13 protein-coding genes are annotated in these 12154 nt (G+C 57.3%); 10 read left to right on the top strand and 3 right to left on the bottom strand.

Annotation, left to right across the window (positions count from 1 at the left end):
* Positions 1–17 precede the first annotated feature (17 nt).
* Entirely contained in the window at positions 18–1043 is a 1026-nt protein-coding gene (aroF, locus tag EQM14_RS14385; RefSeq protein WP_128743864.1) for a 3-deoxy-7-phosphoheptulonate synthase, read from the bottom strand.
* Positions 1044–1474: 431 nt separating this feature from the next.
* On the opposite strand from aroF, the gene EQM14_RS14380 reads away from it, so the two are divergent.
* Positions 1475–3184 (top strand): sensor domain-containing protein, encoded by a 1710-nt coding sequence (locus tag EQM14_RS14380; RefSeq protein ID WP_164919102.1) that lies wholly within the window; start codon positions 1475–1477, stop codon positions 3182–3184.
* On the opposite strand, the gene EQM14_RS16455 is transcribed toward EQM14_RS14380, so the two are convergent.
* Both EQM14_RS16455 and aroE read right to left on the bottom strand, forming a co-directional pair.
* Positions 3144–3917, bottom strand: coding sequence for a shikimate kinase (locus EQM14_RS16455; protein ID WP_164919101.1), 774 nt, complete (start codon positions 3915–3917; stop codon positions 3144–3146). The two genes, EQM14_RS14380 and EQM14_RS16455, sit on opposite strands and share 41 nt — an antisense overlap.
* Before the next feature lie 347 nt (positions 3918–4264).
* Complete coding sequence (gene aroE, locus EQM14_RS14370) at positions 4265–5116, bottom strand: shikimate dehydrogenase (protein WP_164919100.1); 852 nt, start codon at positions 5114–5116, stop codon at positions 4265–4267.
* 190 nt (positions 5117–5306) lie between these two features.
* Here aroE and acpP point away from each other — a divergent pair, with 190 nt between their 5' ends.
* The 9 genes from acpP (at position 5307) to rplW (ending at position 12124) form a co-directional block, all read left to right on the top strand.
* Positions 5307–5534, top strand: coding sequence for an acyl carrier protein (gene acpP, locus EQM14_RS14365; RefSeq protein ID WP_066650204.1), 228 nt, complete (start codon positions 5307–5309; stop codon positions 5532–5534).
* Between the two features lie 228 nt (positions 5535–5762).
* Entirely contained in the window at positions 5763–6842 is a 1080-nt protein-coding gene (locus EQM14_RS14360; RefSeq protein WP_128744356.1) for a sodium ion-translocating decarboxylase subunit beta, read from the top strand.
* 12 nt (positions 6843–6854) lie between these two features.
* On the top strand, positions 6855–7031 hold the full coding sequence (locus tag EQM14_RS16450) for an OadG-related small transporter subunit (protein WP_164918889.1): 177 nt from the start codon (positions 6855–6857) through the stop codon (positions 7029–7031).
* A gap of 54 nt (positions 7032–7085) precedes the next feature.
* A complete protein-coding gene (gene proS, locus EQM14_RS14355; RefSeq protein ID WP_128743861.1) occupies positions 7086–8522 on the top strand; it encodes a proline--tRNA ligase in 1437 nt (478 codons plus the stop codon).
* A 419-nt stretch (positions 8523–8941) separates the two neighbouring features.
* Positions 8942–9769, top strand: coding sequence for a hypothetical protein (locus EQM14_RS14350; protein WP_128743860.1), 828 nt, complete (start codon positions 8942–8944; stop codon positions 9767–9769).
* Between the two features lie 395 nt (positions 9770–10164).
* Positions 10165–10476: a 30S ribosomal protein S10 gene (rpsJ, locus tag EQM14_RS14345; RefSeq protein ID WP_066650219.1), complete on the top strand. Its 312-nt coding sequence runs from the start codon at positions 10165–10167 to the stop codon at positions 10474–10476.
* Between the two features lie 74 nt (positions 10477–10550).
* On the top strand, positions 10551–11192 hold the full coding sequence (gene rplC / locus EQM14_RS14340; protein ID WP_128743859.1) for a 50S ribosomal protein L3: 642 nt from the start codon (positions 10551–10553) through the stop codon (positions 11190–11192).
* 17 nt (positions 11193–11209) lie between these two features.
* A complete protein-coding gene (gene rplD / locus EQM14_RS14335; protein ID WP_128743858.1) occupies positions 11210–11833 on the top strand; it encodes a 50S ribosomal protein L4 in 624 nt (207 codons plus the stop codon).
* The gene (rplW, locus tag EQM14_RS14330; protein WP_128743857.1) at positions 11834–12124 is read left to right on the top strand and encodes a 50S ribosomal protein L23; all 291 of its coding nucleotides are present in this window, start codon (positions 11834–11836) and stop codon (positions 12122–12124) included.
* The last annotated feature ends 30 nt before the right edge of the window (positions 12125–12154 follow it).

The raw sequence follows: 12154 nt of genomic DNA, 5'->3' as shown, positions 1-12154 counted from the left end.
TATCAGAAACGCATCCGTTAGTCCAACCGTCTTCCGAAAGCCTGCGCTTCCATCCTCAGGAGGGAGGCAGTCCGTTCAAACTGGCCGGGCGTCAGGGACTGCGCCCCGTCGGAAAGGGCCTTGGCGGGGTTGTTGTGGACCTCGATGATCAGGCCGTCCGCTCCGGCGGCCACGGCGGCCAGCGCGAGGGGTTCCACCAGCCAGGAGTGGCCGGAGGCGTGGCTCGGGTCCGCGACGACGGGAAGGTGGGAGAAGCGCTTCAGGATCGGGATGGCGGAGATGTCCAGCGTGTTGCGCGTGTAAGGCTCGAACGTGCGGATGCCGCGCTCGCAGAGGATGACCTGGCTGTTCCCGCCGGCCATGATATACTCGGCGCTCATCAGCAGTTCCTCGACCGTGTTCGACAGGCCCCGTTTGAGCAGGATCGGCTTGCGGATTTTGCCCAGCGCTTTGAGCAGTTCGAAATTCTGCATGTTCCGCGCGCCGACCTGGATGATGTTCACGCCGCTTTCCAGAAACAGGTCGATGTGCCTTTCGCTCATCAGCTCGGTGACGATCGGCAGGCCGGTTTCTTTTTTCGCCTCCCGCAGAAGCTCAAGCCCCTCGGCCTTCAGGCCCTGGAACGAATACGGCGATGTCCGGGGCTTGAACGCGCCTCCCCGCAAAAAACCGGCTCCCGCCGCTTTGACCTGCCGCGCGATGCCGCAGATCTGCTCCCGGCTTTCCACCGAGCACGGGCCGGCGATCAGCGCGAGTCCGCCGCCGCCGATTTTCCGCCCGTCCGGCAGGGTCACCACCGTGTCGTCCGGGTGGAATTTCCGATTCGCCTTTTTGTACGGTTCCTGCACGCGTTTCACGCTCTCCACAAGCTCCTGCGCCGCGATGGAATCGATGTCGATCGCGGAGGTGTCCCCGATCAGGCCGAGCACGGTGCTCTGGGTGCCGACCCAGGTGTTGACCCTGACGCCGTATTCCTCTCTCAGGAATGCGCAGAAATCGTTGATCTGCTGCCGCGTGCAGCCGGGTTTCAGTACAATGATCATCACAGTTCCTCCTATGTTAAAGGGCGGGGCGGCACCTGGTTCCGTCTGGCGGGCAAAAGGGCCCGGACGCGTAAAAAACGGCGGAGCTGCTGCCAGCTCCGCCGTTGCGTTTCATGTCAGGACAAAGGCCGAAATGTTGCTACGGCCTGCGCCTGCCGGCACGGGAAAGCTTACAGTCGGTTTTCGGGTATGCGTAAATATACCCGTCCGCGAAAGGATGGCGGGGGTATCCGTAGAATATAAATCGCTCACTGAACGAAAAAAGCCTCATGAGGGGATTCCTTTCTCCGTGTCCGGCGTCCCAAAGGCGCGGGACCGGTTCGATAAAGATATTTATGGAAATATGCGGGCGGTACTTGCATTCTCTTCCCGGTGTTGATAGAATGTATTTATTACCACAATTTGGAAATTCTCCGGAAGGAAGCAGCGCAATGGAGAGCTTGAATCTGGAAGAACTGATCGAAGGCCTTGGCTGCAGCTTGTTGTGCTGCCGGAAAGACAGAAGACTTTCGATTCTCTATGCGAGCGGTTCCTTTTACAAAACGCTGGGCTTCGCGAACGGCGAGGTCACGGCGCTGCTGGACGGAGGTCCGGCGCCGGTGCTGCGCAACAGCCCCCCGGTCGACTGGGAGCGCCTTGAGGAAGAAATTGCGGAAAAAGGATATGCGAAACCGGAGCTCCGGCTGATCAAAAAGGACGGGCACCACATCTGGGCTTCCTACCGGGTCAGGCTGCAAAAAGGACCCGGGGGGGACGAATATTTCTGCGGGGTGGTGGAAGACATCACTCTGAGCAGGCGTTCCCGCAGGCTGAGGCTGGAACAGGCGCGGGAGCTGGAGGCCCTGACCGCCAACGTCCCCTGCGGAGTGCTTTGCTGCCGGAACGACGAGTTCCTGACGCTGAATTTTGTCAGCGAAGGCTTCTGCCGGATGACCGGATTTGGCAGGGGGGAGATCGCCTCTCAATTTGACGATCGGTTTATCCGCATGGTCTGTGAAAAGGACCGCGGCCTTCTGCTTCGCAGGGCGGTTGGACGCAGAAAGCAGGACGGCGCGGCGGAGATCACCTACCGCATCGCGGGGAAGGGCGGAAGCCTGATCTGGATTCTGGACAAAACCAGGCTGCAGGAGGACTGCAACGGCAATATCTGGCTGTACAGCGTTTTAATGAACATTACGGAAGCCCAGAAGACGCAGGAGGAGCTCGCAGTCACGGAAGAGCGTTACCGCATGCTTTTGGAACACGCCGCGGACCCGATCCTGGATTTCAACCTGAAAACCGGGAAGATTTACTATTCGCCCACATTTACGGCGAAGTTCGGGACCGGATTCCCGCAGTGCGGGAACCTTTTGGAATATCTTGAGAAAAGCTCCGTCATTTACGGCCAGGACCGCAGGCTGTTGTTGGACAGGACCCTCCGTCTGCTGCGGGGGAAACCGATGGAAGACGGCGAGTTCCGATTCCGCGAGGCCGGCGGGGGTTATATCTGGTGCAATGTGCATCCCACGGCGTTTTTCGACGACCAGGGGGAGGCAACGCGCCTGATCGTCGTTATTTCAAACATCGACCGCCGCAAAAGGGAATCGATCGCTTTGAGGCGGCAGGCGGAGCACGACCTGCTGACCGGGCTGTTCAACCGGGTGACCGCAACGGAAAGAATCAACCGGATCATCGCGCAAAGCGGGAAGGGCGAGCGCCATGCGCTCTTTGTCATCGACATCGACAATTTTAAGAAGATCAACGACCGTCTGGGCCATCTGAAAGGCGACGAGATGATTGTCGAGACGGCCTCCCGCATCAAACGGCTGTTCCGCGAGAAGGACGTTGTCGCCCGCGTCGGCGGGGACGAATTCGTGGTATTCCTGAGAAGGATCCTGTCGGTGGAGCTGGCCGTAAAGAAAGCGGAAAGCATCGGGGACGCGTTCCGCGCCAGCCGGGCTTCCGGCTGCTGCGGCCTCTCGGGCAGCGTTGGGATCTCCTTTTATCCGCATGACGGATCCTCCTATGAGGAGTTGTTCCGAAAAGCGGATGCCGCCATGTATGCGGCAAAAAACAGCGGTAAAAATTCGTTTCGTATTTATACGAGGGAAATCGATCAAATCACGCAGGCTGGGATTCGGAATTGGGCTGAAGGGCTTTGAGGACCAGATCCGCCGTTTGCTCCGGCGACCCGTCCGCCGGGACGATCAGCTCAGACCGTCCGCGGTAGACGGGCAGGCGCTCCTGGTATAGCTGTTCCATTGCCCGCCCGCCGTCCTTCTTCCGCAGCAGCGGCCGGGTGAGGTCGCCCTGCAGCCGCGTCCGCACCGAATGAAGGGACGCGTCGAGCATAATGATGGTTCCGCCGGATCTCAGCTCCCAGGCGTTGTCCGGGTTGATGATCGTCCCGCCGCCTGTGGCGATGATGATCCCGGTCCGAAGCGAAAGCTCGCGGGAGGCCTCGCGCTCCAGACGGCGGAAGCGGCTTTCTCCGTATCTGGCGAAAATTTCAGGGACCGTGCAGCCTTCTCTCTGTTCGATCCACTGGTCCATATCGATAAAGGTCCGGCCGGTCCGGCCGGCCAGCAAGCCGCCGATCGTAGTCTTTCCGCTGCCCATGAATCCGCACAGAACGATATTTCCTAGCCTTTTCTTTATCTCGAAAGCAGTTTCTTCGTAAAAACGGGTGATTTCCTGCACGCGTTTGACGCTTTCCACAAGCTCCTGTGCCGCGACAGAGTCGATGTCGATCGCGGAATCGTCCCCGATCAGACCGAGCATGGTACTCTGGGTGCCGGACCAGGTGTTGATCCCGACGCCGTATTCCCCGCGAAGGGATGCGCAGAAATCGCTGATCTGCTGCTGTGTACAGCCGGGTTTCAGTACGATAATCATTACAGTTCCTCCCTGATTCTGACGGGGCTGCGCCTGACGCCGTCCGGAGGGCAAAAGCCCGGATGCATAAAAAAAACGGCGGGGCTGCTGCCAGCTCCGCCGATGCATCTTTAATGTCAGGGGAAAGACCGAAAATAAAATTCCATTACGGCCTTCGCCTGCCGGCACGAGAAAGCTCACAGTCAGTTTCCGGGTATGCGAAAGTAAACCCATCCGCGAAATAATAGCGGGGGTATCCGTAAAACATAAATCGCACACTGAACGGAAACTTCATGTTGAAACTCCCTTCTCCGAATCTTTTCTGTATCATAATACAACTCTTGGAGAGTGTCAAGTCTTTTTTTAATTCATGCGTTCCCGAATTTTTTCTTCATTTCAAGGATGGCGTCGCTGCACAGACGGTCGATTTCGCTCACAGGGAATCCCGCGCCGGTCCAGACGGTCTGCGCCGCCGCTGCCTGCCATACCAGCATGGCCATGCCGCCGACTGCCGGGATGCCGCTTTTTTTCGCGAGCCGGATCAGCAGGGTTTCCTGAGGATTGTAAACCGCGTCAAACACGCAGCCGGCCCGCCGGACCAGATTTTCATCCGCCGCGCAGGACTTCACGTCCGGATACATGCCCGCCGGCGTCGCGTTGACCAGCAGGTCCATGGTCCCTTCGACTTCGCCGATCCGGCACGCCCGGACGCCGGCGCCCGGGATTTTCCGGTTCAGATCGCCGCAAAGCTTCGCCGCCGCGGGGAAAGAGTGCTCTCTCGCCGCGACGGTTACCCCGCAGCCGGCGAGCGCGGCCTCAAAGGCTATGGCGCGCGCGGCTCCGCCCGCGCCGAGTATCACCGTCCGGCCTTTCAGCGGGACTCCGGCCGCCTGCAGGGACAGACGGAATCCGTCCCCGTCCGTCGTAAAACCGGCGAGCCTTCCGTTTTCGATCTTCACGGTGTTGACCGAGCCGGTCATTTGCGCTTTTCGGTCCAATGAGTCCAGCAAGGGTATAATGGCGCGTTTGTGGGGGATAGTGAAGTTGAATCCGTCCCAGCCGTCCCGGCGGGAGAGAAACTCTTTCAGCGATTCCGGCGCGACGTCCATCGAACCGTACTGCGCATTTACTCCTGAGAGAGAGAAAAGCCGGGATTGAATGAACGGGGACATCGTATGTCCGATCGGGTGCCCGATGACAGCGAATTTTAAAATTTTCAAATCAAACAACCTCCGGCGAAAAAAAATATTGACAAAGCGGAGCATTGCTAATAATATGTGGATAGGCATTCGGAACCCGGGATTTCGGGTCCCATCACCCGTGCAATTGTAGCACAGTCGGGATTCCTTTGTCCACACTGGGATTTTTGGTTGCACACGAGTGATTTTTAAGATCTAAGGAGGATATAACATGGTTTTTGAGAAGGTTAAGGCGATTTTAAGCGAGCAGTTTGACGTTGAGGAGGACACGATTACTGCAGATACGAATATTGCCGATGATCTTGGGGCGGACTCTCTGGATGTCGTCGATCTTCTGATGTCGATTGAGGATGAGTTTGAGATCGAGATTCCCGACGAAGAAGTCGAAAACATCAAGACGGTCGGAGAACTGGTAAAATACATTGAAGATCACGTCTGAACAGGACTGGTCCTTCGATCCGCCGTGCGGAAGCATGGCGGATTTTTTTTGCGTTGAGGGCGGGTGCGGCCGCTTTTTTCTTGAAAAGGCGCGGAGTTTCCGCTATAATAACTGCATGTGGCCAAATACTCTGTTCCGTTTGCCGGGGCTGCTGAAAACAAAGGAGTGTCAAAGCTGTTGAGTCAATTCGACTTTTTGCTGAAGGGGGTCTTCGGCATTACCCCGCAGATGGTTGTCATGTGGGCTGTCGGCGGGCTGCTGATCTGGCTGGCCGTTAAAAAGGATTTTGAACCTTCGCTGCTTCTGCCGATGGGTTTCGGCGCCATTCTGGTCAATCTGCCCTATTCGGGCGTCCTGGGGGACAACGGGATCATCGAGTGGCTGTTCAACAAGGGGATCGCCGCTTCGGAGGCCATGCCGCTGCTGCTCTTCGTCGGCATCGGCGCCATGATCGATTTCGGGCCCCTGCTGTCGAACCCGCGGATGATCCTGTTCGGCGCCGCCGCGCAGTTCGGCATCTTTTTTACCGTCACGGCGGCGGTGCTGCTCGGCTTTCCGCTCAGGGACGCCATGTCGGTCGGCGTGATCGGCGCGGCGGACGGGCCGACGTCCATCCTGGTTTCCCAGGTGCTGGACAGCGATTACAAAGGGGCCATTGCCGTCGCGGCCTATTCCTACATGGCGCTGGTCCCGCTGATCCAGCCGTTTGCCATCCGGCTGGTCACGACCCGGAAGGAGCGGCAGATCCGGATGCCCTACCGGCCGGATTCCGTCTCAAAGACGACGAGAATCCTGTTTCCGATCATCGTTACGATGATCGCCGGGCTGATCGCCCCCGATTCCGTCGCGCTGGTCGGCCTTTTGATGTTCGGCAATCTGATCCGGGAATGCGGAAGGCTCGAAAGCCTCTCGAAGGCCGCGCAGGGACCGTTGGCGAACCTGATCACGATTTTTCTCGGCATCACGATCGCGTTCCAGATGCGAGCGGACGTGTTCGTGCGCTGGAACACGCTGGCGGTTATGGCGCTCGGCCTGGTTGCCTTTGTATTCGACTCCGCCGGCGGAGTTTTGTTTGCAAAATTTCTGAATCTCTTTCTTCCGGAGGGAAGGAAATTCAACCCGATGGTCGGCGCGGCAGGAATTTCCGCATTCCCGATGTCGGCGCGCGTGATTCAGAAAATGGGTTTGCAGGAGGATAACCAGAACCACCTGCTGATGCACGCGATCGGCGCGAATGTGGCGGGGCAGATCGGTTCGGTGGTTGCGGGCGGCATTATTCTGTCGCTTGCAAAGAACTTTTTAGGATAGGGGGGCGCCGCAATGAGCTACGGTTTTCTGCTGAGTGCGTATCGGGGGCCGGTCGGCCCGGTGAACGGCGCCGATATCGGCCGTTCGCTGGAACTGATGGGCAAGGGCATGGCGGGGATCTTTCTCGTGATGCTTCTGATCTTTCTGGTGATCGTGATTTTGAACCGCGCGACGAAAAACAGGGAATGACGAACCGCCGGCCCCGGATGGGGCCGCGGATTTCAGCATAAAGGGGAAACAGCAATGGCGGAACAGAAAAAACTGGTGGAGGCAATCACTCCCATGGAGGAGGATTTTGCCCAGTGGTATACGGATATCGTAAAAAAGGCGGAGCTGATGGACTATTCCAGCGTCCGCGGCTGCATGGTCATCGAGCCGTACGGCTGGGCCATCTGGGAAAACATCCAGAAATATCTGGACGGGCGCTTTAAGGAGCTTGGGCATGAAAATGTTTCAATGCCCCTCTTTATTCCGGAAAGCCTTTTGAATAAGGAAAAGGAGCATGTGCAGGGGTTTGCGCCGGAGGTTGCCTGGGTGACGATGGGCGGCAGCGAGAAGCTGCCGGAGCGCCTGTGTGTGCGCCCGACTTCGGAGACGCTGTTCTGTGACCATTATGCACGCGTGATCCATTCTTGGAGGGACTTGCCGAAGCTGTACAACCAGTGGTGTTCGGTGGTCCGCTGGGAAAAGACGACCCGCCCCTTCCTGCGCTCGGTGGAATTCCACTGGCAGGAGGGCCACACGATGCACGAAACCGCCGAAGAGGCGCGCGCTGAGACCCTGAGGATGCTGGAGGTTTACGCGGACTTCTGCGAAAAGCAGCTTGCCATTCCGGTTCTGCGCGGACAAAAGACCGAAAGCGAAAAGTTCGCCGGCGCGGAGGCAACCTATACCATCGAAGCCATGATGCATGACGGAAAGGCCCTTCAGTCCGGCACCAGCCATTACTTTGGCGACGGATTTGCAAAAGCGTTCAACGTGACGTTTCAGGGCAGGGACAATTCCCTGTGCCATCCGTTCCAGACCTCCTGGGGCCTGAGTACCCGCATCATCGGCGGGATCATCATGACCCACGGCGACGACAGCGGCCTTGTCCTGCCGCCCGCGGTCGCGCCGATCCAGGTCGTCGTCGTGCCGGTCGCGCAGCACAAGCCCGGCGTGCTCGAAAAAGCCGGGGAGATTCAGGCGCGGCTGAAAAAGCAATTCCGCGTGAAAACGGACGATTCCGACCAGTCCCCCGGATGGAAATTTTCCCAGTATGAGATGAAGGGCGTTCCGCTCCGCCTGGAGATCGGCCCGAAGGACATCGGGAAAGACCAGTGCGTGCTGGTCCGCCGCACCGACCGGGAGAAGGTCTTCGTCCCGCTCGGCAATCTGGAAGAGGCCGTTGCGGAACAGCTTGGGAAAGTCCGGAACGACATGTACGAGAAGGCGCTGCAAAACCGCGAAGGCAAGACCTATGAAGCGAAAACGCTCGATGAGATGAAGGAGATCGCCGGCTCGAAACCCGGCTTCATCAAAGCAATGTGGTGCGGAGACGCCGCGTGCGAGGAAAAACTCAAGGAGGTGGCGGGCGTTTCCTCCCGCTGCATCCCGTTCGGTCACGAGCACGGCTCCGGAACCTGCGTCTGCTGCGGAAAGCCGGCGGAAAAGCTGGTCGTCTGGGGCAAGGCGTATTGACGGTCTGCCCTTGACAGAATCAGTTTATCAGCTTATAAAAATCTTAAAAAGCTGCGGATTTTCAACGCGGCTTTTTCTATATATTGCGTTAAAAGGATGCCGAGGGGCTTCAAGGCCGGAGCCGGGCGGCACAACGCCCTGATTTCCAATTTAAGGGAACGGCCGTTCCCGAAGCGATGAAAAAAGGCAGCGCCGAACGGTACTTTCAGCGTTTCGCAACCTGTTTTTCCGATTTGTTCACAGTTTTGTGATCTTTTCGCAAAGTTTTGTAACTTGAATCGGCGGATGATTGCGTGTAAAATAATAGCGCAATAATCAAGAAAAGGTTTCCTTTTCCCGTCGCCTTTGCCGGTGAACCGGCCGCTTGGCTGACCGTATTGAATAACGTTGTTAATCGTTAGGAGTGTGAATCGATACTTATGAAAAAATTTTTAATCTTCCTTTTATCGGCTTCCATGTTGCTGTCCATGGCCGCCTGCCATGGACAGACCGGCTCGTCTTCCGGCACTTCTTCCGGCGCGGCCGCGTCGTCCGAAGGAACCGGTTCGTCCTCGGCATCAAGCGGGACATCCTCCGACAGCCTGTATTCCGGGGTTACGGTTTCCGGGGCAGTCTCCAGGCCTCCGGTCGTTATCAAGAAATCCCCTTACACCGTTAAGACGGTGGACTACAAATACGACCAAAACAACAGAAGCTATAAGGCTTCCTATCCCCAGCTTTCCTCAGATGGAACCAATTATGACGCCGTCAATACTCTCCTGAAGAATGCGGCGCTCCAGACAATCAATTCCCTTGGAACGTCAAAAGCCGCGAAAGAAGTGAAAGTCAAGGTATCCGATCATGTATCCTACCAGGGAGACGATTTTATCAGCGTGACTTTCCGCGAGACCGTGGATAAATCCGACGGAAACGACAGCGTCTCCTATTTCCGTGCGGTCAATTACGACTTAAAAAACAAGAAGGCCGTTTCCGTTGCCGATATGGTTCAGAAGAACAGCGCGATGCTGACCGCTTTGCAGAACGCCGTAAAGAAGCAGATGTCGGATAAAAAAGCGGTCAGTTACACCTCTGCGGTCCTTCAGTCCGGAATGCAGAACTGCAGCGTTTATTTTAAGGACGACAGTCTTGGAGTCAGCATCCCTGTTTCCCATGCGCTGGACGACCACGAGGAGCTGATCGTGGATTACGACCAGACCTCCGGGTTCAGGACCGGCAATGCGGCCTGGAGTTATTTTGTCAAAAAGTAAGCGGGTTCTGGGCGGAGAAAGCTTTCTCCGCCTGAAATTTTCAGGGGACCGGAATAAATTTCCTCTCGCGGGAGAAAAATAATTGTTGCAAAACATCCGGCCATGTGGTACTATAATAAGGCACGACTGCGACAGATATGCGTTGAAGCGGGAGGTTGCGGCGCGATAGCGCCGGTTTTTCCGTGGAGTATGTCCGATTTTAAACCGGGCGACAAATAATTTTGAGCATGCGGAAGGTTCCGCTCTGCGGCCTTTTGCGCTCAGACGTTTTGAACCTGCACCCGGATTTCGCCCAAAAAGGAATCCGGTTTTTCATTTGGGGTTGAAGAAACACCCGGCACGGTGTTCAGGTTTTAAGCGCCGCCCGCCAACTATGATAAGGAGGCGATTTTCCAGTGGCAGTCAAGGAGAAAATCAGGATCAGAATCAAAGGGTACGACCACCAGCTGGTGGACCAGTCCGCCGAAAAGATCGTTGCAACGGCAAAGCGCACGGGCGCGAGAGTTTCCGGACCGGTTCCGCTCCCGACCGAGAAGCAGATCATCACGATTCTGCGCGCCGTCCACAAGTACAAGGACAGCCGCGAGCAGTTCGAGATGCGGACCCACAAGAGACTGATCGACATTCTGCGGCCGTCGAACAAGACGGTTGAGGCCCTGATGGGCCTGGAGCTCCCCGCAGGCGTTGAAGTGGAGATCAAACTCTGATTCAACCAACCGGCGGCCGGGGTCAAGTTGGTTTTAAAGCCAACCAATAACCTGCACAGGAGGTAAATGTAGGAATGAAAAAAGGGATTATCGGCAAGAAGATCGGCATGACGCAGATCTTCGACGAGCAGGGAAAAGTCATCCCCGTAACGGTCGTGGAAGCCGGCCCCTGCGTGATCGCGCAGAAAAAGACCGTGGAGAACGACGGTTACGCAAGCGTTCAGATGGGCTACGGCGACCTGAAAGCGGCGAAGGTGACAAAACCGGTGAAAGGGCATTTCGCAAAAGCGGACGTGGCCCCGAAGAAGACGCTGCGCGAATTCCGCTTTGACGACCCGGAGGCCTACAAGGTAGGCGATCTGGTCAAGGCGGACGTGTTCGAGACCGGCGACAAAATCGACGTGACCGGCGTCAGCAAGGGCAAGGGATATGCCGGCGTCATCAAGCGCTGGAACTTCCAGCGCCTGAAGGAAAGCCACGGCTCCGGCCCGGTTGCCCGCCACGGCGGCTCCAACGGCGCGTGTTCGACCCCGTCCAGGGTGCTGCCCGGCATGAAAATGGCCGGCCATCTGGGCGCGGAGCAGGTGACGGTGCAGAACCTGACCGTCGCCAAGGTGGATGCTGAAAACAACCTGATCGCCATCCGGGGCGCGGTTCCCGGCCCCAACGGCGGCATCGTGGTTATCCGCGACAGCGTGAAAGCTGCCAGGGCGTGAGGGAAGGAGGAATCGGAATGCCTACAGTAGCAGTACTTGACATGGCCGGCAAGGAAGTCGAAAAGATGGACCTGTCCGAGACCGTGTTCGGAATCGAACCGAACAAAAAGGTGATGCACGACCTGGTGGTCAACCACCTTGCGAACCTGCGCCAGGGCACGCAGGCGGCGAAAACCCGCGCGGAAGTTTCCGGCGGCGGCAGAAAGCCGTGGAGACAGAAAGGCACGGGCCATGCGAGACAGGGCTCCACGCGCGCTCCTCAGTGGAGGCACGGCGGCGTCGTTTTCGCCCCCAAGCCGCGCGACTACAGCTATACGCTGAACAAGAAGGAACGCCGTCTCGCCATGAAATCCGCTCTTTCCAGCAAGGTCCTCGACAGCGACATGATCGTGCTCGACAGCCTTTCGCTGGAGGAATACAAGACCAAGACCATCGCGTCCATGCTCAGCGCGGTCGGCTCCGACAGGAAGGCCCTGATCGTTCTGCCGAGCGCGGATGAAAAGATCATCGCTTCCTCCCGGAACCTTCCCGGCGTGAAAACCGCAGTGGTCAATACCCTGAACGTTTACGATATTCTGGACGCAGACAAGTTCATCGTCGTCAAGGATGCGGTCGCTCAGATCGAGGAGGTGTATGCTTAAATGGCAGCACAGGATATTATTCTCCGCCCGGTCGTGACGGAGAAAAGCATGTCCGGAATCGGCGCAAAACGGTATACCTTCGAGGTCGCCAAATCCGCGACGAAGATCGATATTGCCCGCGCGGTGGAAGAACTGTTCGGCGTCAAGGTCGACAGGGTCAATACTCTTCACGTCCGCGGCCATTTGCGCCGCCAGGGCAAAAGCCAGGGCTACACCAGTTCCTGGAAAAAAGCGGTCGTCACCCTGATCGAAGGCAGCAAAACGATTGAATTTTTTGAAGGCATGATGTAATCTCTGCCTGCAGGAAAAGAGCAGAGGCAT

It is taken from the genome of Caproiciproducens sp. NJN-50 (genome assembly GCF_004103755.1).
Lineage (GTDB): Bacteria > Bacillota > Clostridia > Oscillospirales > Acutalibacteraceae > Caproicibacter.
This window is presented reverse-complemented; position numbering and strand designations above follow the sequence as displayed.